At 38.6% G+C, this 25,989-nt stretch carries 20 protein-coding genes; 9 read left to right on the top strand and 11 right to left on the bottom strand.

Annotated features, from left to right (window positions below; all coding sequences use genetic code 11):
* Positions 1-2 precede the first annotated feature (2 nt).
* The 4 genes from degS (at position 3) to hrpA (ending at position 7,096) form a co-directional block, all read left to right on the top strand.
* Positions 3-1,046, top strand: coding sequence for an outer membrane-stress sensor serine endopeptidase DegS (gene degS / locus ACT2CV_RS00265; RefSeq protein ID WP_464973910.1), 1,044 nt, complete (start codon positions 3-5; stop codon positions 1,044-1,046).
* A 33-nt stretch (positions 1,047-1,079) separates the two neighbouring features.
* Positions 1,080-2,624: a peptide ABC transporter substrate-binding protein gene (locus ACT2CV_RS00260; RefSeq protein ID WP_464973911.1), complete on the top strand. Its 1,545-nt coding sequence runs from the start codon at positions 1,080-1,082 to the stop codon at positions 2,622-2,624.
* A gap of 71 nt (positions 2,625-2,695) precedes the next feature.
* Positions 2,696-3,148, top strand: a complete 453-nt coding sequence (locus ACT2CV_RS00255; RefSeq protein WP_464973912.1) for a DUF441 domain-containing protein — start codon at positions 2,696-2,698, stop codon at positions 3,146-3,148.
* A 48-nt stretch (positions 3,149-3,196) separates the two neighbouring features.
* Entirely contained in the window at positions 3,197-7,096 is a 3,900-nt protein-coding gene (hrpA, locus tag ACT2CV_RS00250; protein WP_464973913.1) for an ATP-dependent RNA helicase HrpA, read from the top strand.
* Between the two features lie 40 nt (positions 7,097-7,136).
* On the opposite strand, the gene phoR is transcribed toward hrpA, so the two are convergent.
* The 8 genes from phoR to ACT2CV_RS00210 all read right to left on the bottom strand — a co-directional run bounded on the left by phoR (position 7,137) and on the right by ACT2CV_RS00210 (position 14,706).
* The gene (gene phoR / locus ACT2CV_RS00245) at positions 7,137-8,420 is read right to left on the bottom strand and encodes a phosphate regulon sensor histidine kinase PhoR (RefSeq protein WP_464973914.1); all 1,284 of its coding nucleotides are present in this window, start codon (positions 8,418-8,420) and stop codon (positions 7,137-7,139) included.
* Between the two features lie 2 nt (positions 8,421-8,422).
* Positions 8,423-9,112 carry a phosphate regulon transcriptional regulator PhoB gene (gene phoB / locus ACT2CV_RS00240; protein WP_464973915.1) on the bottom strand — a complete coding sequence of 230 codons (690 nt, stop codon included), beginning with the start codon at positions 9,110-9,112 and terminating at the stop codon, positions 8,423-8,425.
* Between the two features lie 68 nt (positions 9,113-9,180).
* A complete protein-coding gene (gene pstB, locus ACT2CV_RS00235) occupies positions 9,181-9,954 on the bottom strand; it encodes a phosphate ABC transporter ATP-binding protein PstB (protein WP_464973916.1) in 774 nt (257 codons plus the stop codon).
* An 8-nt stretch (positions 9,955-9,962) separates the two neighbouring features.
* Positions 9,963-10,805 carry a phosphate ABC transporter permease PstA gene (pstA, locus tag ACT2CV_RS00230; protein ID WP_464973917.1) on the bottom strand — a complete coding sequence of 281 codons (843 nt, stop codon included), beginning with the start codon at positions 10,803-10,805 and terminating at the stop codon, positions 9,963-9,965.
* A 3-nt stretch (positions 10,806-10,808) separates the two neighbouring features.
* Positions 10,809-11,759, bottom strand: coding sequence for a phosphate ABC transporter permease subunit PstC (gene pstC, locus ACT2CV_RS00225; protein ID WP_464973918.1), 951 nt, complete (start codon positions 11,757-11,759; stop codon positions 10,809-10,811).
* 63 nt (positions 11,760-11,822) lie between these two features.
* Entirely contained in the window at positions 11,823-12,866 is a 1,044-nt protein-coding gene (gene pstS / locus ACT2CV_RS00220; protein ID WP_464973919.1) for a phosphate ABC transporter substrate-binding protein PstS, read from the bottom strand.
* Positions 12,867-13,038: 172 nt separating this feature from the next.
* The gene (locus ACT2CV_RS00215) at positions 13,039-13,419 is read right to left on the bottom strand and encodes a pyrimidine dimer DNA glycosylase/endonuclease V (RefSeq protein WP_464973920.1); all 381 of its coding nucleotides are present in this window, start codon (positions 13,417-13,419) and stop codon (positions 13,039-13,041) included.
* A 48-nt stretch (positions 13,420-13,467) separates the two neighbouring features.
* Positions 13,468-14,706 (bottom strand): allantoate amidohydrolase, encoded by a 1,239-nt coding sequence (locus tag ACT2CV_RS00210; RefSeq protein WP_464973921.1) that lies wholly within the window; start codon positions 14,704-14,706, stop codon positions 13,468-13,470.
* A gap of 117 nt (positions 14,707-14,823) precedes the next feature.
* On the opposite strand from ACT2CV_RS00210, the gene pepE reads away from it, so the two are divergent.
* From pepE to nagE, 4 genes are all read left to right on the top strand, one after another.
* Complete coding sequence (pepE, locus tag ACT2CV_RS00205; RefSeq protein ID WP_464973922.1) at positions 14,824-15,528, top strand: dipeptidase PepE; 705 nt, start codon at positions 14,824-14,826, stop codon at positions 15,526-15,528.
* Positions 15,529-15,539: 11 nt separating this feature from the next.
* Positions 15,540-16,832 (top strand): C4-dicarboxylate transporter DcuC, encoded by a 1,293-nt coding sequence (gene dcuC, locus ACT2CV_RS00200; RefSeq protein ID WP_464973923.1) that lies wholly within the window; start codon positions 15,540-15,542, stop codon positions 16,830-16,832.
* Positions 16,833-16,986: 154 nt separating this feature from the next.
* Entirely contained in the window at positions 16,987-18,246 is a 1,260-nt protein-coding gene (locus tag ACT2CV_RS00195) for a M20 family metallo-hydrolase (protein ID WP_464973924.1), read from the top strand.
* 251 nt (positions 18,247-18,497) lie between these two features.
* The gene (nagE, locus tag ACT2CV_RS00190) at positions 18,498-19,961 is read left to right on the top strand and encodes an N-acetylglucosamine-specific PTS transporter subunit IIBC (RefSeq protein WP_464973925.1); all 1,464 of its coding nucleotides are present in this window, start codon (positions 18,498-18,500) and stop codon (positions 19,959-19,961) included.
* Between the two features lie 51 nt (positions 19,962-20,012).
* On the opposite strand, the gene mnmC is transcribed toward nagE, so the two are convergent.
* A complete protein-coding gene (gene mnmC, locus ACT2CV_RS00185; RefSeq protein ID WP_464973926.1) occupies positions 20,013-22,025 on the bottom strand; it encodes a bifunctional tRNA (5-methylaminomethyl-2-thiouridine)(34)-methyltransferase MnmC2/FAD-dependent 5-carboxymethylaminomethyl-2-thiouridine(34) oxidoreductase MnmC1 in 2,013 nt (670 codons plus the stop codon).
* Between the two features lie 153 nt (positions 22,026-22,178).
* Here mnmC and fabB point away from each other — a divergent pair, with 153 nt between their 5' ends.
* Positions 22,179-23,399, top strand: coding sequence for a beta-ketoacyl-ACP synthase I (fabB, locus tag ACT2CV_RS00180; protein WP_464973927.1), 1,221 nt, complete (start codon positions 22,179-22,181; stop codon positions 23,397-23,399).
* Between the two features lie 55 nt (positions 23,400-23,454).
* Here fabB and cmoB read toward each other — a convergent pair whose 3' ends face one another.
* The gene (gene cmoB, locus ACT2CV_RS00175; protein WP_464973928.1) at positions 23,455-24,420 is read right to left on the bottom strand and encodes a tRNA 5-methoxyuridine(34)/uridine 5-oxyacetic acid(34) synthase CmoB; all 966 of its coding nucleotides are present in this window, start codon (positions 24,418-24,420) and stop codon (positions 23,455-23,457) included.
* A 45-nt stretch (positions 24,421-24,465) separates the two neighbouring features.
* Complete coding sequence (gene putP / locus ACT2CV_RS00170; RefSeq protein ID WP_464973929.1) at positions 24,466-25,974, bottom strand: sodium/proline symporter PutP; 1,509 nt, start codon at positions 25,972-25,974, stop codon at positions 24,466-24,468.
* Positions 25,975-25,989 lie beyond the last annotated feature (15 nt).

The following is a 25,989-nucleotide window of genomic DNA, read 5'->3' as shown; positions in this document are numbered from 1 at the left end:
TTATGATTAAGAAATTATTACAATCAGCCTTTATAGGATTAGTTTGCGCAGGGTTGATTTTATTTGTTATTCCTAAATTTACCGGTGGCTCTGCCTTAAAATTAACTAGTGAGGTGATGTCTTTTAAAGACGCGGTACGTATTGCATCGCCAGCGGTGGTTAATGTGTATAACCAAACCTTTATTAGTAATTCGAATTTGGATGCGGGCGATGTTACCACTAATAACCTTGGTTCAGGGGTTATTATGTCAAAAGATGGTTATATCTTAACCAATAAGCATGTGGTGCAAAGTGCGGATCAAATTATTGTTGCTTTACAAGATGGGCGAATTTTTGAGGCTAATTTAATTGGATCTGATGATTTAACAGATTTAGCGGTATTAAAAATCCGCGCGGATAATTTAGCAACCATCCCTCAAAATGCTGAACGCCAAGTGCATGTAGGTGACATCGCTTTAGCTATTGGCAATCCTTATAATCTAGGGCAAAGCGTATCTCAAGGCATTATTAGTGCCACAGGACGTAATGCCATTGGTGAAACCGTTGGTAGACAGAATTTTATCCAAACTGATGCTTCCATCAATCGAGGTAACTCCGGTGGCGCATTAATTAATTCATTAGGGGAATTAGTCGGCATTAGTACCTTGAGTATTGGTAAAGACGCCAATGAAATTGCTGAAGGATTGAGTTTTGCGATTCCAATTGAAATTGCCAATGATGTTATGCAAAAAATCATTCGTGATGGACGAGTAATTCGTGGTTATTTTGGCGTACAAAGTAATATTTTATTTAGCGATGGACAGGGTGCTTACAACCGCAGTGGGATTTTGATTGAAAATGTCGTACCAAATGGCCCGGCGGATAAGGCAGGGATTCAAGCGGGCGATATTATGTTGAAATTTAATGATATTGAAGCAACTTCTCCTGCTCAGATTATGCCTGTGATTAGTAATATGCCGCCACATACGAAAGTGAAAGTATTGATTTCTCGCTTAGGCAAAACCTTAGAATTACCCGTTATTATAGAGGAATATCCTTCAAATTAAGTTTTGGTGGATGATATTCATTGGGGTAATAAGATGATTGGTGTTAAGGTTTTTCTTTCTTTTCTGCGTTTAAGTGCGGTTAGTTTTTTATTTGTTTTACTAACCGCCTGTGAGCCTGTAGATCAGATAAAACCACAAGTTCCTGCCAATTCCGTTGAACAGAAGCCAACGTTGTCAGAAGTATTGCCCGTCGATACTTTATTACGAGGCAGTTATTTAGATCTTGCCACTGAAATCCAACAAATAAAACAGCCTGAACAAGCTGCATTAATGCGAGATTTATTCGAAGGAGTAGTGATTTACGATCAACTGGGTAATATTAAACCTGGCATTGCTGAATCTTGGACCACAACAGATCAAAAAACATGGATTTTTACTTTGCGTGAAGGGTTAAAGTGGTCAAATGGTGAGGTATTTTCAGCACAGGATATTGTGGCAAGTTGGCAACGTTTAGCACAATCAGATCATCCGCAAAAGCAATATTTAAGCTATATGAATATGCAAAACGCGAGTGCGGTATTGCAAGGCGAATTATCAGTTGAGCATTTAGGTATTCAAGCCTTAGATCCGCAGCATATTAAAATCATATTGGATAAACCAACGCCTTATTTACCACAAATGCTCGCCCATTTGGTTTTATTACCGCAAAACGAGCAACCTCATGTTTACAACGGTGCCTATCGTTTAATATCAGAAAATGAACAGGAAATTCGATTAGAAAAAAATCCGCATTATTGGAATACAAGTAAAGGTTATTTTAATCAAGTTATTTATCGAAAAATAAGCGGTGAACAAGATCTTCAGCAGTTTGATATTGTGGAAAAGCCAAAGCAACAAGAAACGATCACTCGTTATTTTCCGAAACTCTGTACCTACTTTTATGAGTTCAATTTTAAGGATCCTTTGCTAGCCAAAAGTGCGGTGCGAAAAGCGTTAGTTTCGATGATTTACACCAAAGGCATGGTGCTGAAAAAAGCAAATGTGTTGTCTAATGGCTTGAATTTTTTACCGTTGCATATGCAGCCTAAACAGGAACAGGAATTCCAACCGCAAGAAATTGAGCGACTTTTGCAGCTTGCAGAAATAAAACAACCCATTAGCTTGCGTTTAACCTATGATAATAGTTTTCCTCATAATGTGATTGCAGAGCGTTTGATTCGCGCCTGGTCTCAATCGGATTTATTACGTATTGTGCCAGAGGCTGTGACCTATACCGAGTTATTGGAGAAACGCGCAACGGGTGATTTTCAGTTGATTCGCTCTGGTTGGTGTGCGGATTATAATGAACTTTCAGCATTTTTGAATTTGTTACATTCAACCAATCCTGACAATAAAATGGGTTTTAGCCATTCAGATGTGGATCAATTGTTATTGGAAAGTCTAACAGCTTCCGAACAAAAACGTGCGGAAATTTATCAAAAAGTGATTGATATTATGCAACAAGAAAAAGTGGTGTTGCCGCTTTTCCAATATACCCATGCAATGAATATTCAACCCTTGTTGGCAGGATATAGTCTGAAAAATCCAACAGGCGTGTTATATAGCAAAGATCTTTATCGACGCGTGCAAAATAAATAAGATCATTCAAATAATAAATTTGCTATAATTCGCAAAACTTTTCTTTTTTCCACCGCACTTTTAGGAAAATTATGTCGCTTCATTTTAATTCAATTGCATTATTATTAGTTATGCTGATTTTGCTTGGCGTGCTGGGCAATAATAGCTCCATTACCATTTCTGCTACCATCTTGCTGTTAATGCAGCAAACTTTTTTATCCAGATATATCCCTTTTACTGAAAAATATGGTTTAAGTATTGGTATTATTATTCTTACTATTGGCGTCTTAAGCCCTATTGTATCGGGTAAAATTCCTTTACCCAATTTTGCTGCACTATTACATTGGAAAATGTGGTTAGCCGTAGCGGTTGGCATTTTAGTGGCTTGGTTAGGAGGTCGAGGTGTCAATTTAATGGGAACACAGCCTTTGCTACTGACAGGATTGTTAATTGGTACCATTGCTGGTGTTGCGTTTTTAGGCGGAATTCCCGTTGGTCCTTTAATTGCTGGGGGCATTTTATCCTTATTGATTGGTGGAAAGTAAATGATATAAAGGGCGCATTGGCGTCCTTTTAGTTCAGCTATGCAGATTATGAAGAAAAAGAAAATTGTTTTTACAGAACAGCAGAAATCCTTACTAAATCAATTAACAGATATGATGTTGATCGATCAGCGTCGTTTATTTGCGCGTATTAAAGGGTTAACTCAGGTTAGGAATGAAGAAGTAAAGCAACAAATTATTGATGAAATTTCAATTCAAATCCAGCAAGCACAATTACGTTTAACTCAACGCAAAAGTGCGGTGAAAAATATTGAATTTCCAGAAAATTTACCTGTGAGCCAACGCAAAGCAGAAATTCAAGCCTTGATTTCACAACATCAAGTAGTGGTAATTGCTGGGGAAACGGGATCAGGAAAAACCACCCAATTGCCCAAGATGTGCTTGGAATTAGGCTTAGGCACGAAAGGCTTTATTGGACATACCCAACCTCGCCGCATTGCCGCACGTTCCGTTGCCACACGAATTGCGGAAGAGCTGAAAACGGAACTGGGCGATTTGGTGGGCTATAAAGTGCGTTTTAACGATCAAATCAGTGAAAATACCCTTGTTAAATTAATGACAGATGGGATTTTATTGGCGGAAATTCAGCACGATCCTTTCCTGAATCAATACGATACCTTAATTATTGATGAAGCCCACGAACGCAGTTTAAACAATGATTTTATTCTCGGTTACCTCAAACAGTTGTTGCCAAAACGCCCTGACTTAAAGGTGATCATTACCTCTGCTACCATTGATGTGGAACGTTTTTCCAAGCATTTTAACAACGCCCCGATTATTGAAGTGTCAGGCAGAACCTATCCTGTTGAAGTGCGTTATCGCCCAATTATCGAAGAAGATCAAGACCAATTGCAAGGTATTTTAAATGCGGTAGATGAATTGCAGGCGGAAGGGCGTGGCGATATTTTGATCTTTCTGAATGGTGAGCGTGAAATTCGTGATACCGCCGAGGCATTACAAAAACAAGATTTAAAACACACGGAAATTTTACCGCTCTTTGCCCGTTTGTCTGCACAAGAACAGAATAAAATTTTTCATCCTTCAGGTTTAAACCGTATTGTGCTTGCCACCAACGTAGCAGAAACCTCTTTAACTGTTCCGGGGATTAAATATGTGATTGATCCGGGTACAGCCAGAATTTCTCGTTATAGTTATCGCACAAAAGTACAACGTTTGCCCATTGAACCTATTTCACAAGCCTCAGCTAATCAGCGGAAAGGGCGTTGTGGTCGGGTGAGCGAAGGGATTTGTATCCGCCTGTATTCAGAAGAGGATTTCAATAACCGCCCTGAATTTACCGATCCTGAAATTTTGCGAACCAATCTTGCCTCCGTTATTTTACAGATGACCGCACTGGGCTTAGATGACATTGATGCTTTTCCCTTTGTGGATGCACCCGATAAACGCAACATTCAAGACGGTATCAAACTGTTAGAAGAATTAGAGGCGTTCCAGTTTGTTAAAACCAAATTCGGTGAAAAACGGCAATTAACCCAAACGGGCAGACAATTGGCACAATTGCCAGTGGATCCTCGTTTAGCCAAAATGTTGCTGACCGCCGTAAAATATAATTGCTTGCACGAAGTGATGATTATTGTGTCGGCGTTATCCATTCAAGATCCTCGTGAACGACCGCAAGAAAAACAACAATCCGCCGATGATAAACATCGCCGTTTTGCTGATAAAAAATCCGATTTCTTAGCCTTTGTTAATTTATGGCAATTTATCCAAACACAACAAAAAGACTTATCGAAAAACCAATTTCGCCGTTTATGCCAAAAGGATTATCTGAATTATTTACGTATTCGTGAATGGCAAGATATTTATCATCAAATTCGTTTAACTGTGCGAGAAATGGGCTTACCGATTAATTCACAACCTGCGGAATATGCACAAATTCATACCGCACTTTTAAGCGGTTTGCTGTCTCACATTGGGATGAAAGAAGCTGAAAAGAGCCAATATTTAGGTGCACGCAATGCCCATTTTGCTATTTTCCCGAATTCTGTTCTGTTTAAAAAGCAGCCAAAATGGGTGATGGCGGCAGAATTGGTGGAAACCTCCAAGCTTTGGGGACGAATGCTGGCAGATATTGAGGCAGAATGGATTGAGCCACTGGCAACCCATTTAGTCAAAAAATCTTATGCGGAACCTCGTTGGTCAAAATCCAAAGGGGCAGTGATGGCGGATGAAAAAGTCAGCCTCTATGGTGTGCCCATTGTGGCAAATCGCCCTGTGAATTATGGATCTATCGATCCGCAAATTAGCCGTGAAATTTTTATTCAATCGGCGTTAGTGGAAGGGGATTGGTTCACGAAGCATTCGTTTTTTCACCAAAATCGCAAGTTAATCAAAGAGATCGAAGATTTAGAACATAAAAGTCGCCGCCGTGATATTTTGGTGGATGAACGCACCTTATTTGATTTTTACGATCAACGAATTGGCACGGAAGTGGTGTCTCAACGACATTTTGATAGCTGGTGGAAAAAAGCCAGTCAACAAGATCCTGAATTGCTCAATTTTGAAAAAGCCTTTTTAACCAAAGACAATGCAGAGCAAGTCAGCGAACTGGATTTCCCGAATTTCTGGCATCAAGGCAATTTAAAATTCAAACTCACCTATCAATTTGAGCCGGGAACGGAAGCCGATGGCGTTACCGTGCATATTCCCTTGCCCTTATTGAATCAAGTGGAGATGACAGGCTTTGATTGGCAAATTCCAGGTTTACGCAAAGAATTAATTATTGCCTTGATTAAATCTTTACCCAAATCGTTACGCCGAAATTTCGTGCCCGCCCCCAATTATGCTGAGGCGTTTTTAGGACGAGCAAAACCCTTTGAAAAACCGCTATTAGAAAGCCTGATTTATGAACTTCGCCGTATGACAGGCGTCAGCGTTGAGCCTGAAAGTTGGCAATTGGATCAGTTACCCAGCCATTTAAAAATGACTTTCCGAGTGATTGATGATAAAGGCAAAAAAATAGCGGAATCTATGGATTTAGACAGTCTGAAATTCCAACTTAAAGATCAGGTGCAAGAAAGTATTGCGGCGGTGGCAGACGACGGCATAGAACAAAGTGGCATTCACCTTTGGAACTTTGATCAGTTGCCACAATGTTATGAACAGAAAAAACGTGGATTCACCGTTAAAGCCTTTCCTGCCATTGTGGATGAAGAAGATGCCGTTGGCATTAAACTGTTTGAAACGGAATTTGAGCAACAAGTGGCAATGCAACAAGGTTTACGCCGTTTATTGTTACTGAATGTGCCTTCCCCCATTAAATATCTGCACGAAAAGCTCCCGAATAAATCAAAACTCGGTTTGTATTTCACCCCATTTGGGCGAGTGTTAGAACTGATTGATGACTGTATCGCTTGTGCGGTGGATAAACTGATCGGCGATTTTGGTGGATTGGTTTGGAACGAATCGGATTTCGATAAACTGCGTGATTTTATTCGTGAAAACCTCAATGAAACCACGGTGGACATTGCCAAACAAGTGGAACAGATTTTGACCTTAACTTACGAGTTAAACAAACGCTTAAAAGGCAAAATGGATTTCACCATGGCATTTGCCCTGTCTGATATTAAAGTGCAATTGAGTGGTTTGATTTATCCCGGCTTTGTGCAAAAAACAGGTTATGCCCGCTTAAATGATGTGCAACGTTATCTCACCGCCATTGATAAACGTCTTGATAAATTGTTACAAGATGTCAATCGTGATCGGGCGGCGATGTTGCGAGTGGAACAAGTGAGCCAAGCCTATCAACAGCTACTGGCAAAACTGCCTAAATCCAAACCGCACTCTGATGAGGTGAAAGAAATTCCTTATATGATCGAGGAATTACGAGTGAGTTTATTCGCCCAACAACTGGGCACAAAATACCCCATTTCCGACAAACGGATTTTGAATGTGATTGCGAGTATTTAACGTTGGATTTATAAGGAGAAAATTCATATTTTAATGAAGTTCAAGTAAGCTGCTTTTCTTCCTTAAGAATAAAAGAAAATTCACTACCTTTATTTACCTCACTTAGAATTTGAAGCTGGCTGTTGTGTTGTTCTAAGGCGTGCTTAACTATGGCAAGTCCTAGCCCACTTCCTCCAGTTTCATTACTCCTAGATTCATCTACTCGATAGAATCGTTCTGTTAGATGTGCTAAATGTTTCGCTTCAATGCCAACACCATTATCTTTAATGATAAATTGTGCCCCTTGTTCACAACGTTTCCATGAAACCTCTATAAACGCATTATCACCTGAATGGCGTAAGGCATTATAGATTAAATTTGATATCGCACTCTGTATTTGATTTTCATCGCCCATAACATAAATATCCGGTTCTATTTCATAATGAATTCGGTGGGCTTGTTGTAAAATTGATGAATGTTTTTTCAGTGAAATTATGATGTCAGATACATTCACTGCACAATGTTCAGTATTATTTGAATTTTCTATTTTGGATAAAATGCCTAATTGTTGAATTAAATTAGCCATTCTTTGACTCTGTGCTTTCATTGCTGATATCGATTGTTCATATAATTCGTTGTTATGAGGATCAGACTCTAACATTTCTAAATAACCTTGCAGAACAGTTAAAGGTGTTCTTAATTCATGGTTAATATTGGCTAAAAAAGTTTGTCTACTATGAAGTAATCGAACGAATGAAGTGACATTTCTTGCGATGATGAGAAGTGACGCATTGTCATATCTATTTAAGTGAAGCTCAATATAGCGCTTATTATGATCTAATAAAACGAGGGGACGTTGAGTATTCTCTTGTTGAAAGTAAGGTCTGAATTCAGGATAAAAAATGACATTAAATATACTTTTATTGACTTTCTTTTCCCAAAAAAATTCGAATAGTTGCTGAGCGGATTGATTACACCATGATATATCGCCATTGTTTTTGCAAATAATCACTGCATCGGGAAGATATTTAATATTACGATTTAGTTTGGACAATAAACGTAATGTTTTTATTTTATCTCTTCGGTTACTCTCTTGATAATATGCAGCGGTTTGAGAAATGTATTCTATTGCCGTTCTTTTTTGTTTTTTAGGCTTTGGTTTGTTCGGATTGAGGAGTTGTAATAAGATTGCTTCATTATAATTATGCCAAATGATGAGCAGTAACAAGCTAATAATGAACCAAAATGAGAAAGTTTTGCTGAATAAGCTAAATAAAAAAGAAATACTTCCTGTTAGTACTAGCTGTAAAATCACATTTTTTATAATAGGGTAATTAAATTTCATCTTTAGTCATCAAAGTGGCTAGAAAAACGATATCCTGAACCTCTAACTGTTTGTATATAGCGATCAAACTTGTAAGGTTCTAAGCTTTTGCGTAAACGACGGATATAAGAATCAACTGTTCTGTCTTCTACATAATTATCATTTCCCCAAATAAAATCAAGTAACTGTTCTCGACTATACACTTTTTCAGCATGCGACATAAAAAAATGCAAAAGTTTATATTCTGTATGGCTTAGTTCAATATTTTTGTTGTCACAGAAAACACGTTGAGCTTCTTGGTCAATACTGAGGTTATCTATGCAGAGGATTGTACTTGGCGGATCATATGTTCGTCGCCAAAGAGCTTCAATTCGGGCGAGTAAAATTTTAGGCGAAAATGGTTTGGTTATATAATCATCAGCTCCAGCATTTAAACAAGTAATGCAATCTTCTTCGGCGCTACGAGCTGTCAGCATTATAATGGGTATTTTGGCGCTTTCTTCGTGCTTTTTGAGATAGTCAATGAGCTGTATACCTGAACGTCCAGGTAACATCCAGTCTAATAAAATCAGTTTGGGATTTTCGTTTAATTTTTTAACCGCACTTAGATAATTTTCTGCTGTAATGACTTCATATTCTTGATGAGTTAAATAGAAAGCGATCATCTCTCGAATAGAATGTTCATCTTCAACAATCAGAATTTTGCCTTTCATGATATTTCATAACCTGTATTTAAAATTCATTGGTAAAATTTAGTAACTGATTATGTATGTGATGTATTTTACCCCATTTTGCCTAAAATGTAATCGGCAGTTTGCTGGTGTTTAGGCTGTTCAAATACTTGTTGAGTTGTCCCAAATTCTACCAATTCGCCAAGATACATATAGGCGGTATAATCAGAGCAGCGTGCTGCTTGTTGCATGTTATGTGTCACCATCGCCACAGTGTAATCGTGTTTGAGTTCAGAAATCAGTTCTTCAATTTTCATTGTTGAAATCGGATCTAATGCAGAGCAAGGCTCATCTAATAACAATACTTCGGGCTTTACAGCAATACCTCGTGCGATACATAATCGTTGTTGCTGACCTCCAGATAAGCTGTCGCCGCTTTGGTGTAATTTATCTTTCACTTCGTTCCATAATGCAGATTTGGTTAACGCCCATTCAATGCGATCATTCAATTCAGATTTGGGTAATTTCTCAAACAAGCGAATTCCAAAGGCAACATTATCATAAATAGACATCGGAAAAGGTGTTGGCTTTTGAAAGACCATGCCAATTTTAGAGCGAATGATCGCAATATCCGTATCAGTAGTGAGTAAATTTTCATTATCTAATAAAATCTGTCCTGTTGCTTTTTGGTTTGGATAGAGTTCAAACATTCGATTAAAGGTACGTAGCAATGTGGATTTACCACAGCCAGAAGGCCCAATAAATGCAGTTACCTTATTCTTAGCAATTGGCAAATTAATATTTTTCAGTGCGTGAAAATGGTCATAGTAAAAATTAAGCTGCTTAATCGTTAATTTGGCATCAATGTTGAGTAGTGTAGTCATAGTTTTCCCTATTTTTTAATGTTGAGTCGGGTCAAGATATTTAAGGTCAGCACGAAAAGAGTAATTAAGGTTGCGCCTGCCCAAGCTAAGTTATTCCAATCATTAAACGGGCTAGCTGCGTATTGGTAAATCACAACGGGGAGATTTGCCATAGGTTCATTCATATTCCACGACATAAATTGGTTTGAAAGTGCGGTAAATAACAGAGGAGCTGTTTCCCCTGAAATTCGAGCAATAGAAAGTAATACACCAGTCAAAATACCCGAACGAGCAGCACGATAACAAATCATAGTGATGATTCGCCATTGTGGGCATCCTAAGGCTGCTGCAGCTTCACGTAAATTATTGGGGACTAAATTCAACATATTGTCAGTGGTACGAACCACGACTGGAATAACCAAAATGGCTAAAGCTATAGAACCAGCCCAGCCTGAATAGTGTTTAACTTGTGCAACATAAATAGCGTAAACAAATAAGCCTATAATAATTGAAGGGGCAGAAAGAAGAATATCATTCAAAAATCTTGTTATCCTTGCTAGCCAAGAATAACGTCCGTATTCACTTAAATAAGTGCCGGCTAAAAGTCCTATAGGAGTGGCAATCAATGTTGCGACAGAAACCATTAAAATTGAACCTATCAGCGCGTTGAAAAGTCCGCCTGTTTCATTTGGAGCAGGTGTATTTTGAATAAATAATTGGATGGAAAGTGCTGGTAAGCCTTTTAAGATTAATGTAGATAAGATCCAAATTAACCAAAATAGACCAAAAATCACTGCGCTATAAGCTAAAGTTAGCATGATGTTGTTACAACATTTTCGCCAATGAAAACGGGAATTTTGTAAATATTTCATTGATTATTTCCTTCCTTTTGCGGTGCGTAAAACTAATAGCCGAGAAGCAATCAGTACAATCGAAGTCATTAAGAATAAAATTAAACCTAATTCCATTAAGGCTGATTTTTGTAGTCCACTAGCTTCGTTAAATTCATTCGCAATCGCAGAGGCAATTGAAGTGGAGGGGGAAAAGATTGAATCGGGAAGCTGGAAAGCATTACCAATAACAAAAGTAACTGCCATTGTTTCTCCTAATGCTCGTCCTAGTCCCAACATAATGCTCCCAATCACTCCAGTTTTGGTGTAAGGCAGAATCACTTTCCAGATCACTTCCCAAGTGGTTGAACCTAATCCATAAGCTGATTCTTTCATTAGCGGGGGGACCACACTGAATACATCTCTCATTACTGAAGCGATAAAAGGAATAATCATAATTGCAAGAACTAATCCTGCACTGAATAAGCCAATTCCAAAAGGTGCGCCAGAAAATACCGCACTTAATAGAGGAAGTTCGCCGAAAAACGCAATGAGAGTTGGTTGAATATATTCTTGGAAAAGGGGTACAAACACAAACAGCCCCCACATACCATAGATAATAGAGGGAATTGCAGCTAACATTTCAATGGCAGTACTGACTGGTGCTTGTATCCAGCGAGGTGCAAGTTCGGTCAAGAATGCAGCGATACCAAAAGAAATAGGTACCGCAATAATGAGTGCGATCCCTGCGGAAATCAGGGTTCCAACAATTGGGACTACTGCTCCGTATTGCTCTTTTACTGGATCCCATTCGCTATCCCATAGAAAGCCAAAATGAAAAGTACTAACTGATTCCCAGCTTCCAATAACTAATGAGACCAATATTGCTGCTAACATCAGAAATACTAACAATGCAAATAGGCGAGTTAATTGATGAAATAGCCATTCCATACCTTTATGGTTTAAACATTGATTCTTATTTCTACAAAAATACATGGTAATAAACTCATCTTATGCAAAAAGGGAAGGATGACTTTTACTCAGCCATCCTCAATCGATTTAGGGATACAATAGTTTCCCTTGCTGATCTTTTGCTTCAGCTTTCCATGTCGCTTTAATTTTTGTTACCACATTTTCAGGAATTGGTACATAATCGAGTTCTTCCGCAGCTTGATCCCCTTGCTTAAATGCCCAATCAAAGAAATCAAACACTGCTTTGGTTTGTGCAGGTTTATCCGCATATTTATGCACTAAAATGAAACTCGATGCTGTGATAGGCCAAGCCTCATCACCTTTTTCATTGGTTAAAAGCACTCCCATTCCTTCGGCATTTTCCCAATCTGCATGACTTGCAGCAGCCATAAAGCTAGCTTTGGATGGTGATACAAATTTACCAGCTGCATTTTGTAAACTCACCCAAGAAAGCCCATTTTGTTTAGCATAAGCATATTCTACATATCCAATTGAATTTTTGAGTTGCTTAACATAAGCAGCGACACCTTCATTACCTTTCCCACCTTGCCCGACAGGCCATTTAACAGATTTTCCTTCACCGACTTTTGTTTTCCATTCTGAAGATACTTTTGATAAATAGTTTGTCCAACCAAATGTTGTACCCGAACCATCTGAGCGACGGATTACAATGATATTTTTATCGGGTAAATTTAGTGTTGGGTTGAGTTTTACAATGGCTGGATCGTTCCATTTCGTAATTTTACCCAAATAGATATCTGCTAAAATCTCTCCTGAAAGCTGTAATTTGCCTGATTGAATTTCTGCTAAATTTACTACTGGTACAGTACCACCAATAATAGCTGGAAATTGAAGCAATGCATTTTCATTTAATTGTTTTGCTTTCATTGGATCATCAGAGGCACCGAAATCAATAGTTTTCGCAATAATCTGTTGTTGCCCACCGCCTGAGCCAATCGATTGATAATTAACTCTATGCCCCGTTTCTTGTTCATATAACGCTGCCCATTTGGCATAAATTGGATAAGGGAATGAAGCTCCTGCGCCAGTAATCGTTTGAGCATTAGCTGATAGAACTAGACCCGCGCCAAGACTTAAAATGGCAAGTGATTGATTAAATTTGATTAACATACTGTTCTCCGTTTTGTTGATAACTAACCATTCACAGAGTGCAGTGTAGAAAAGAAATATGACAGAATGATGACAGAAATAAAAAAATGACAAATTATATTTAAGTCGGCGGAAAAATTTTGAATCTGATTAGAAGAAAAGCGCTTAGAAATTGGATTTCTAAGCGCTTGCTTTAAGAGGAAGACGTAAATCTGGCTTTTACAGGCATTCTCTCTTGAATACGTTGGCGATTGATGATTAGGGCTTGTTCTGTTGGGATATAATCTAGCCAGAGATTCGCCTCTTTAGGTACATTTTCCGGCCAAATATATTGCACATTAAAGCCTCGATTTTTACATTCTTGATGTAATTCATCATAACGTTTTTTGAGAAACGTTAATTTATTAAAGAAAAAACGCACATGCCCTTCGCCTAACTTATAGTCTAAGGGTTGACCACGTAAGTGATATTTCCCTTTGGCTACGGCATTTGGGATTCTCGTGAGTTCACGATGTTCCGCCAGCAAATGCTGATCGCACAATTCCTCAACAGGCACAACATTAATTCTTGTCATCTTTCTCCTTCATAGCAAAACTCACCAAATTTTCACCGCACTTTGGGTTTAATCAAGCACTTCGGCTTGGGCTAATACCACAGATTGCAGTACTTTGATCCCTGCTTCAATATCTTTCCATTCAGTGAATTCTAATGGATTGTGACTGATTCCCAAATGAGATGGGACAAAAATCATACCCGTTGGGCATAAGGTTGCCATGTGCATTGCGTCATGTCCTGCACCACTAGGCATAATTTCATAGCTATAATTTAGGGTTTCACAAGCTTGACTAATGGCGTTGATCATATTGTCAGGCAATAAAATAGGCTGATCTTTAGAAATGAGTTGTAATTCGATTTCTAATCCACGTTTAGCTGCAACTTGCTCAATTTGTTGTTGTAATTTGGTAAAGACAGATTCTCTTGCTTCAGTATGAATACCGCGGATATCTACTAATAATTCACAATAGCCTGGGACGACATTCATCACGCCAGGTTTAGCGGTTAAATTACCAACAGTAGCAACAGTTGAATGTCCTGCTTCAATTGCCGCTTGCTCTATGGCGAGAGCTAATTCTGCACCGCCAAGTAAAGCATCATGACGATAATGCATTGCTGTTGCACCTGAATGATCCGCTTGTCCTTTAATCTTTACAATGCTACGAATCGGTGCAGCAATACCTGTGACTACGCCAATGGTTTTGTTTTCATTTTCTAAACGAGGGCCTTGTTCAATATGCAATTCAAAGAAGCATTTGAATTCATTGGCATGACGTTTGCATTGATCAATCTGATTAATATCTAATCCAATGTCAGTAAGTGCTTTTGCGAGGTCGTTTCCTTGTTTGTCGCGTAAATGAGATAAGCTTTGCTGATTTGCAATACCACACATGACTTTACTGCCAAGAGTGGCGTAATTAAAGCGGCTTGATTCTTCACAATTAAAAATGATCAGCTCTAAAGGGTATCTGGTTTTAATATTTTTCTCACAAGCTTGTAATAAGATTTCTAGTCCGCCAATAGATCCTAAAGGACCATCAAATTTTCCGGCATTTACGACTGTATCAATATGAGAACCGAAGGCAACTGCTGGCAAATGATCTTCAACGCCTACTCGACGAATAAATAGATTACCAATTTCATCAGTACGAATTTGTAAATCATAGTCTTTGCATAAATCAACAACATGTTGATGAGCAATTTGATCTTCGGGGCTAAAGGCTAAACGAGTTAATTCACCCTCAACCGAAGTCATAGTTGCTAATTTTTCAATGGTGTTTTGAATTCGAGAGAGATTAATAGACATGGATAAGCTCCTATCAAGTTAATTTTGTGACACAGGTCAAGAAATAGAGAAGTTCATTTTTAGTTTTTTCTAATTCATTGCATAATAAAGCGAAAATGAAATAAGGAGAATTCTCAAATGAAAAATATGTTACTCATGAGTGGTTCAAAATACAAGGATACTGCCTATTTAGTTCACACTCTTCCATGGTTAGATCAATTTTTAGCGAATTATCGTGGCAAAAAAATTGCATTTGTACCTTATGCAGGAGTTCGTCGTACCTATGATGAATATGAAACAACAGTGCAACAAGCATTAGCTAGTTTAGATATGGAGATTGTTTCTGTTCATCGAGGCAATAAGCATACGGATATCATTGAACAGGCTGATGTGATTGCTATTGGTGGTGGTAATACATTCTGTTTATTAAAAGGGATGTACGAACATCATTTGCTGCCAGCAATTCGCGAGAAAGTGAATGCTGGCACGCCTTATTTTGGTTGGAGTGCAGGGGCAAATGTTGCAGGTAGTTCCATTATGACCACCAACGATATGCCAATTACTTACCCACCTTCTTTTGATGCATTAAATCTATTCCCTCATCAAATTAATCCGCACTTTATCTCTGGCAAAATGCAAGGACATAATGGTGAAAGTCGTGAGGAACGTTTGAGCGAATTTTTAATTGTTAATCCAACTTCATTCGTTTATGCCTTGCCAGAAGGTACTGCATTACATATTCAAGGCGAACAAGCTACCGTATTGGGCGAAGCGGATATTTTACGTTTTAGCGAAAATATGCAATTAACCACATTAGCAAAAAATTCTAAATTTAATTATTAAGGAGTATAAATATGGCTGAACTTAAGTCTTTAGTCGCAATACTAGGTATTATTGTGACTATTTATTTATTGATTAAGAAGTATGAAACCCGAACGGTTTTAATTGGTGTTGGTTTAATTATGGCGGTAGTCACTTTAAATCCAATGGGGGCGTTAGATGCTTTTGCTAAGCAAATGACTTCTGGCGGTTTAATTATGGCAATCTGTTCAAGTATGGGTTTTGCCTATGTAATGAAATATACAGAATGTGATACGCATTTAGTACATTTACTCACTAAACCATTGAGTGGATTGAAATTCTTTTTAATTCCAATTGCGACAATCATTACTTTCTTCATTAATATTGCTATTCCATCTGCGGCAGGTTGTGCAGCAGCAGTGGGCGCCACTTTAATTCCTGTATTGAAAAGTGCGGGCGTTCGTCCAGCAACTGCAGGTGCAGCAATTCTGGCAGGGACTTTTGGTTCAATGATGAGCCCGGGTTCTTCACATTCTGCGATGATCAGTGAAATGTCAAAATTAACCATCACTGAAGTTAACCTTTCTCACGCGCCTTATACTATTATTGCTGGTGCGATTGGTGCAGTGGTGCTAACCATTTTAGCGATTGTGTTGAAAGATTATGGTGAAGTTCATCGTCAAGCTTATTTAAACGAGAATCAAAATTCAGAAACTAAATTTGCGAAAGTGAATCCATTATATGCTTTAGCGCCTTTAGTGCCATTAGTGATTTTGGTTATCGGTGGCACCTCATTACAAAAAGTATCTGGTTTAGAGTGGACAAAAATGGGCGTACCACAAGCCATGTTAATTGGTTCTATCTACGCTATTCTTGTAACACGTATTTCGCCAGCTAAAATTACCAACGAATTCTTCAATGGTATGGGTAATGCTTATGCTAACGTATTAGGTATTATCGTGGCTGCAAGCGTATTTGTGGCAGGTTTAAAATCAACAGGTGCGGTTGATTCTGCTATTGAATTCTTAAAACATTCTACTGAATTTGTCCGTTGGGGCGCGACTATCGGTCCATTCTTAATGGGCTTAGTAACAGGTTCCGGCGATGCGGCAGCGATTGCTTTCAATACAGCAGTAACACCACATGCAGTTGAATTAGGCTATACCCACGTTAATTTAGGTATGGCGGCTGCAATTGCGGGTGCAATTGGTCGTACCGCTTCTCCAATTGCAGGTGTAACCATCGTATGTGCTGGCTTAGCAATGGTAAGCCCTGTTGAAATGGTAAAACGTACCGCACCAGGTATGGTACTAGCAACGCTATTCTTAGCATTATTTATGTTGTAATGGGCGATTTTAAAATCCCTTTTTAAGAGTTAAAAGTGCGGTGATTTTTTATAAAGTTTTAAAACTTTGTATAAATGCACCGCACTTTGTTTATGTTACGGTGCTTATTTGTTTCTTTATTATGAAATAAGTAAAGACAAAAGAGGAATTTGTTATGAGTGAACAGTTAATTCAATGGCGTCGAGAATTTCATCGTTTCCCTGAAACCGGTTGGTCAGAATTTTGGACAACAACTCGTATTGCTGACTATTTGGAGCAAATGGGAGCGGAAATTTTATTAGGCGATCAAATTATTAATCCAGAATATGTGCGAGGACGTAATTTAGCCGTTGTAGAAAAAGGAATTGCGAATGCAGTTGCTTATGGCGCAAATCAAAAATGGTTGGATCGAATGAATGGTTATACGGGCTGTGTGGCTATTATTGATTCAGGTAAACCGGGCAAAACAGTTGCTCTACGTTTTGACATTGATTGTGTGAATGTGACAGAAACCAAAGCCGAAAATCATCTGCCTAATCAGTTAGGATTTGCTTCTTTAAATGATGGCTTTATGCATGCTTGCGGACATGATGGGCATATTACGATTGGATTAGGTACTGCTCTTTGGCTATCGCAAAATAAAGATAAATTTAATGGTAAGGTTAAAATTGTTTTCCAACCAGCAGAAGAGGGCGTACGAGGTGCGGCTGCTATTGCTGCTAGTGGTGTAATTGATGACGCAAATTATTTTGCGAGCTCACATATTAGCTTTTGTGCAAGCACAGGAACGGTGTTAGCCAATCCGCGTAATTTCTTATCAACCACTAAAATTGATATCCGCTATAAAGGCTTGCCGGCTCATGCGGGTGCTTCACCTCATACAGGGCGGAATGCGTTACTTGCAGCAGCGCATACGGTCACGCAACTTCATGGCATTGCTCGACATGGCGAAGGAATGACGCGCATTAATGTGGGTGTATTGAAAGCGGGTGAAGGACGCAACGTGATCCCATCCAGAGCGGAAATTCAGCTAGAAGTGCGGGGAGAAAATAAAGAGATTAATCAATATATGGTTGATCAGGTTATGCAAATTGCAAAAGGTATCGCCATTGGTTTTGATGTAAGCTATGAAACGGAGATTATGGGCGAAGCGGTGGATATGAATAATGATCCTGAATTAGTGAAATTAATTGAGGAAATCGCCATTGCTCAACCAGATGTAACCGATTCCACAAAAGACTATGCATTTAATGCTAGTGAGGATGCAACAATTCTCGGCAGACGTGTACAAGACAGAGGTGGAAAGGCTATTTACTTTATTATTGGTGCTGATCGTACTGCTGGACATCATGAAGCTGAATTTGATTTTGATGAAAGCCAATTAGTGACAGGTGTGAATATTTATACTCAACTTGTAGAACGCCTGCTTGCTTGATATCTATTACATTTCTTAAGTTTTATTGATGATATTAAAGGTTACTTATTTTGAATAAGTAACCTTTATTTTTCTTATAAAAAATAGCTTTTTTATAAATTTAGTTGATTTTTTTAGTGACGCAGATCACGAAATTGATAGTTTTAATTTGCACTCAGAAATAATCGGCATATAGTAAAAAACAGTTGAGTAACCGTTTACAAAATTCTCAACAATATTGAAATTAAAGATCGATAAAACGAGGAGTTCCTATGAGTGTGCTAAGTTATTTACAAAGAATTGGACAAGCATTAATGGTTCCTGTGGCAGCATTACCAGCAGCAGCGATTTTAATGGGTATTGGATATTGGATTGATCCTAATGGCTGGGGCGGTGAAAGTCAGTTAGCCGCATTTTTGATTAAATCAGGCGCCGCCATTATTGATAATATGGCGATTTTATTTGCAGTTGGTGTTGCTTTTGGTATGTCTAAAGATAAACATGGTTCTGCAGCATTATCTGGTTTAGTTGGCTTTTTAGTTGTAACCACCTTATTATCACCTGGTGCTGTTGCTCAATTACAAAATATTCCGACAGATCAAGTACCAGCAGCATTTGGCAAAATTAATAACCAATTTATTGGTATTTTAGTGGGTGTGATTTCTGCGGAATTATATAACCGTTTCTATCAAGTGGAATTACCACCAGCCTTAGCATTCTTTAGCGGTAAACGCTTAGTGCCGATTGTGACTTCTATTGTGATGATCGTGGTTTCTTTCATTTTAATGTATCTATGGCCTGTTATTTTTAATGGTTTAGTTGGATTTGGTAAATCTATTACAGATTTAGGTGCAACAGGAGCGGGTATCTATGGTTTCTTAAACCGTTTACTTATCCCAGTTGGTTTACACCATGCATTAAACTCCGTATTCTGGTTTAACGTAGCAGGCATTAATGATATTCCTAATTTCTTAGGTGGCGCACAATCTCTTGCAAATGGCACCGCAGTTTTAGGGGTAACTGGTATGTACCAAGCTGGTTTCTTCCCTGTGATGATGTTTGGTTTACCAGCAGCAGCATTAGCAATCTATCATAGTGCAAAACCAGGTAAAAAAGCACAAGTGGCTTCATTAATGATCGCAGCAGCATTAGCATCATTCTTTACTGGTGTAACTGAGCCATTAGAATTTGCATTTATGTTTGTGGCGCCAGTGTTATATGTGATCCATGCACTATTGACCGGTTTATCTGTATTTATTGCTGCAACAATGCAATGGATGGCAGGCTTTGGCTTTAGTGCTGGTTTGGTGGATATGGTGCTTTCATCACAAAATCCATTAGCGACACAGTGGTATATGTTGTTAGTACAAGGTCTTGTTTTTGCTGTACTTTATTACGTGATTTTCCGCGCTGTTATCAAAGCATTCAACTTAAAAACACCAGGTAACGAAGACGATGAAACAGAAGTTGTTGTAGAAAAACATGAAAATCGTTCTCGTGAACAACGTGCAGCAAGCTTTATTGATGCATTAGGCGGAAAAGATAATTTTAAAACCATTGACGCTTGTATCACACGTTTACGTTTAGAGCTGGTTGATCGCAATAAAATTAATGAAGATAAATTAAAAGAATTGGGTTCAAAAGGTAATGTGAAATTAGCTGAAAATGGTTTACAAGTGATTTTAGGACCAGAAGCTGAATTAATTGCAGATATGATTAAACAACAAATTAAGTAGTTGATTTGTAAGATTAAAGGGCGAATTTAGTTCGCCCTTATTTTTTTATATTTATTTTACCACCGAACCTTTTAACCATTTTCTCAGCCAGCTCCGATTTGGACTGAGGTTATGCACAATATCTTGGCTTAAAGGCAATGGCTCGTTATAAATAAGTGAAACAAGGGATTCTGCCAATAAAGGTGCCGATGTTAATCCTCTTGAACCTAAAGCCGCAATCATATAAAGATTGGGATAAGTAGCTGCAACAGGAATATCTTGTTTTCTGCGGCGCAAGTTATATAGATTATGATATTGCTCTTGCTGTTGGCTGAAATGAGGCACATTACCGAACATTGGCACACGGTCTCTAACTGAACAACGAATGCCAATGCGAGCTTGATTACCAGATGTGTCCACATCATTGGTCCAAAGTGCGGTTAAATTTTGCTGAATTTTTTGTTGATTTTGTTGCTGTTCAATTAGGCTAAAATCACGATTTGCATTATCGCGAATATGGCTTGCACCAATACAATGGCTTGTTTTGCTTTGATCTACGGGCGTTAAATAGCCGTCGTAACAAACCACTGATTTTAACTTCAATAAATTTTCAGAAGTAGGAATTTGACTGACTTGCCCACGCACTGGATAGAGTGGTAAATCGTTGGTTTGTTCAAACTCAGTGAGTTGATGACCATTTGCTAACACGAGAACTTGATGGGTAAATTGTTCATTGCGATCATTTTCCAATATCCACACTGATGGTTGTTGTAAAAGTGCGGTGATTTTTTGTTGAGTTTTGATGACAAGTCCTAATTGTTGTAAATAAGCAAAGGCATTTTGTACAAATTGGCGGGGAGCTAACCACCCACCTCGAGAAATAAAGCCACCATGACAATTGACGGGTAAACCGACAGCTTCACTTAATTGTTCTGCATTAAGTGGTTGATATAAATTAGAATGCCAACCATATTGCGCGATTTTGTCTAATTTTTTCATGCTTTTTTCATCATATCCGCACAATGCCACGCCACAAAAATCATGTTCAAATTCAATCTGTTGTGAAATTGCCCAATGTAATTGTTGGATACCGTATTCAAAGGCATGAATATAAAAACGAATGTTTCGCTCATCGTCATCACTTAATTGTGGATAAAAGGCACCTTGTTTATTACCTGAAGCATTGAGTGCAGGTTGTTCATCTTCACAATAAAGGGTGACTTTGGCACCACGTTTTAATAAAGAGAGTGCGGTAAATAAAGAGGCAATACCACCACCGATAATTGCAACATCTTCAATTTCATTGTTTTTTACTGATTGGGGCAAATACCAAGGTGCTGAAAACTGCGGTGCATTTTCATCGAGTTTTATGCCCCAAATACATTCTCGTTTTTTACCAAAGCCTTTGCGTTTATGCACGCAAAATCCTGCGGATTCTAAGCCTTTTCGCACCGCACTTGCTGCAGTGAAGGTCGCAAAAGTACCTTGTGGGCGAGTATAAGCAAACATTTGTTGATAAAGTTGTTCATTCCACATATCAGGATTTTTACTTGGTGCAAAGCCATCTAAAAACCAAGCGTCGATTTTATTCAACATATAGTCGCCTAACTGCGGTAGATTTTGTTGAATATCGCCGAACCAAAGATCTAAACTGGTTTCTTCAAAATGAAAACGGTAACAACCCACAATAGGCTCAACCCAATGTTGCTGCAATTGTTGGCTAAGTGCTTGGAATTGAGGATAAGCTTGATGTGCAAGTTTTAATTGTTGTAATGGGATAGGGTATTTTTCAAAAGAAATAAAAAATAAGCGCGTTAATTTTGCCTCGGGATGTTGTTGACGGAATTGACGAAATAAGGAGGTAACAGCAAAAAAATTCAATCCTGTACCAAAGCCAGTTTCTGCAATAGTAAAATGAGTTTGTGTTGAATCTACCCATCTTTGCCAGAGTTGGTTGCCTTCTTGAAACACATAGCGACTTTCTGCTAAACCATCTTGATTGGAAAAATACACATCATCAAAAAAAGTCGATACAGGGGTATTGTCTTGATTAAAATGAATTTCCGCGGGACGCACAAGCAGCATAATGTTTTATTCCTTTTTTATAATGTGGTGATTTGCTATAATAGCTGAAATTTATATACTGGTCGAACAAATCAATTTTTGCTTGAAATATTTTTATTTCATAGTAATTTAGCCAACAAAAATAGCATTCTCATTGAGTAAGGAAAAAAGAATATGAAAAGAGCGGTAATCACTGGATTTGGCGTTATTTCGAGTATCGGTAACAATAAAGAAGAAGTACTTGCTTCATTAAAAGCAGGAAAATCAGGTATTGAGTTTGTGCCTGAGTTTGCGGAAATGGGTATGCGTAGCCAAATTGCCGGTACGATTAAATTAAATCCAGCAGAACTTATCGATCGTAAAGTGTATCGTTTTATGGGCGATGCGGCAGCCTATGCCTATTTAGCTATGAAAGAAGCGATTGAAGATTCTGGTTTAGCGGAAGATCAAGTATCTAATGATCGCACTGGTTTAGTTATTGGTGCGGGTACTGGTTCTGCTCACAGCCAATTAGTAGCATGTGATGCCGTAAGAGGTCCACGTGGCGTAAAAGGTGTTGGTCCTTACGCAGTAACTAAAACCATGGCATCAAGTGTGTCAGCTTGTTTGGCAACACCTTATAAAATTCGTGGTGTGAACTATTCTATTAGCTCTGCTTGTGCAACTTCAGCTCACTGTATTGGTCACGCGTTAGAATTAATCCAATTAGGCAAACAAGATGTGGTTTTTGCCGGTGGTGCAGAAGAACTATCTTGGGAATGTGCGACTGAATTTGATGCAATGGGTGCAGTGTCTTCTAAATATAATGATACACCAACAAAAGCTTCACGTGCTTATGATGCAAATCGTGATGGTTTCGTTATCGCTGGTGGCGGTGCAGTGGTAGTGGTTGAAGAATTAGAACATGCACTTGCACGTGGTGCTAAAATCTACGCGGAAATTGTTGGGTATGGTGCAACTTCAGACGGTTATGATATGGTAGCACCAAGTGGTGAAGGTGCGGAACGTTGTATGAAGCAAGCGCTAGCAACAGTAGATAGTCCAATTGATTACATTAACGTACATGGTACTTCAACACCAGTTGGTGATGTGAAAGAATTAGGTGCAATTCGTAATGTATTTGGCGAACAAAAACCAGCCATTTCTTCAACTAAATCAATGACAGGTCACTCATTAGGTGCTGCGGGTGCACATGAAGCGATTTACACATTATTAATGTTAGATAACGACTTTATTGCACCAAGTATCAATATCGAAACTCTTGATGAACAAGCTCAAGATTTAAATATTGTGACACAAACCGTAGAAAATGCAGGTTTACAAACGGTAATGTCAAATAGCTTTGGTTTCGGCGGTACTAACGCAACCCTTATTTTCAAACGTTATAGCAAATAACCTTTATTTAGTTAAGGCGATAAAAAATCCTCCAAATTGGAGGATTTTTTGTTGTCTATTTATTGGCAATAATAACCGCTCTTTTGGGAGCTGGATAACCTTCAATGGTTTTACTATGATCTTGTGGATCTAAAAAATCCACCAAGCTTTCATTTTCTAACCAATCGGTTTTACGTTGTTCTTCCAAAGTCGTAATAGCTTCATCAACGCAACGTACATTTTGGAAACCTGACTTTTCAAGCCAATTAATTAAGCAAGGCACAGAAGGAATGAAGTAAACATTTTTCATTTTAGCGTAGCGATCTATTGGCACTAAAACAGTATTTATATCGCCATCAATCACCAGCGTTTCTAACACTAATTCTCCGCCTTTACGAAGTTGATTTTTGAGTTGAGTTAAATGATCTAATGGCGATTTGCGATGATAAAGCACACCCATGGAAAAAACGGTGTCAAAGACACCTAAAGGCTGCATTTCCTCAATGCCAAGAGGAATTAAGTTCGCGCGGCGATCGTTATTCAGTAATTTGCGCACGGCTTCAAATTGACAAAGGAATAATTCTGTTGGATCAATGCCAACCACCATTTTGGCACCTTCGCCCACCATGCGCCACATATGATATCCACTGCCGCAGCCTACATCTAAAATCAGGCGATCTTTAAGAGGTGATAAGTGTGGGAGGACTCGATCCCATTTAAAATCGGAACGCCATTCAGTATCAATATGCACACCGAACAAATGATAAGGGCCTTTTCGCCAAGGCATGAGTTGTTTAAGATGATAAACTAAGCGTTGCTTTTCACCATCAGATAAAGGTAAAACTTGCTCCGATTTCACCGCACTTTTTAAGTCAATTTGGTCGGCGGATAACTGCGGTAGAAAATCAACGATTTTTGCCCATTTTGCATAATCACCATGGGTTTGTTTTTCCCATTGTTTGAGTTGCAAAGGCAAAGTTTCTAGCCAAGAAGATAATGGCGAAGTGGCTATTTGTTGGTAAAAAGGACGAAAATCAATCATATTGTGTGTTGAATAAAAGGGGAGCCAATGGCTCCCGTTAAGTGATTAATGAGCATTTTTGTAAGCTTCGTTTGCTTTATCAAAGGTTTCCATAATGCTGTCATCAGGTTGTTTTGATAACAATGAAACGATGATAACTGCAAGAGTGGCTAAACTGAATGCGGGGATCATTTCATATACAGAATACCAAGTACTGCCTTCTGGTACCCAATTTTTCCATTGGAATACAATAATTGCGCCAGTAAACATCCCTGCCATTGCGCCAGCAGCAGTCATTCGCTTCCAGAACAATGAGAGTAACACCACAGGACCAAATGCACTACCAAAACCAGCCCAAGCAAAGCGAACGATTTTTAACACTTCACTTTTTTCATCTTGAGCAATCCAGATAGCGATAGCTGCGATAATTAATACCATTGCACGACCTAACCAAACGAGTTCTCGCTCACTTGCTTTTGGACGAATAAAGCCTTTGTAAAAATCTTCTGTAATTGCGCTAGAGGAAATGAGTAATTGAGCACTTAATGTACTCATTACCGCTGCCAAAATAGCTGAAAGTAAAATGCCCGCAATCCAAGGGTTGAATAATAATTTTGCTAGTTCAATAAAGACTTGTTCATTTTCTTGATTAACAACACCAGCTACTTGAGGATTTGCATGGAAGTAAGCGATGCCAAAGAAGCCGATACCAATAGCACCCACTAAGCATAGCACCATCCATGTCATGCTGATTCTACGCGCTTTATTTAAAGATTTTACTGAATCTGCTGACATAAAGCGTGCCAAAATATGTGGTTGACCAAAATAGCCTAAACCCCAAGCGGATAAACTTAATAAGCCAAGTAGGCTTTGCCCTGTGAATAAATCAGTGAAATCTTTGTTTAATGTTTGTTCCGCTTGTGCTAACACCACAGAGAGATTATCCATGCCACCTAATGAATACACGACACAAACGGGTGTGAGGATAAGGGCGAAAATCATTAATGTTGCTTGAATGGTGTCTGTCCAGCTTACAGCAAGGAAACCACCAATAAAGGTGTAAGCAATTGTGGCTAAAGCACCATACCAAAGTGCGGTGGAATATGGCACAGAAAAGAGATTCTGGAATAATTTAGCTCCAGCAACAACGCCTGCCGCACAGTAAATAGTAAAGAAGACTAAAATAATGGTTGCAGCGATAATTTTTAAAAATCGCGTACCAAAACGGTGGTGGAAATATTCCGGTAGAGTTAGGGCATTATGGTTAAATTCTGTATGAACGCGTAAGCGACCAGCAACAAACAGCCAGTTTAAATAAGCGCCAATGGTTAAGCCAATTGCAATCCAGCCTTCAACTAAACCTGCTGCATAAACGGCCCCAGGTAAGCCCATTAATAACCAACCAGACATATCTGAAGCTCCAGCAGACATTGCGGTAACAAAGCTACCTAAACGGCGACCGCCTAAAATATAATCCGATAAGTTATTAGTATAGCGATAGGCAAGTAAGCCAATGGCTAACATGCCGACAATATAAATGGTAAATGTGACTAAAGTTGGATCCCATCCAAACATGTTTATTCTCCAAAT

Source organism: Reella acinonychis (assembly GCF_052384575.1).
GTDB lineage: Bacteria > Pseudomonadota > Gammaproteobacteria > Enterobacterales > Pasteurellaceae > JBQSUQ01.
The sequence above is the reverse complement of the archived record's forward strand: the minus strand, read 5'-3'. Positions and strand labels throughout refer to the sequence as shown.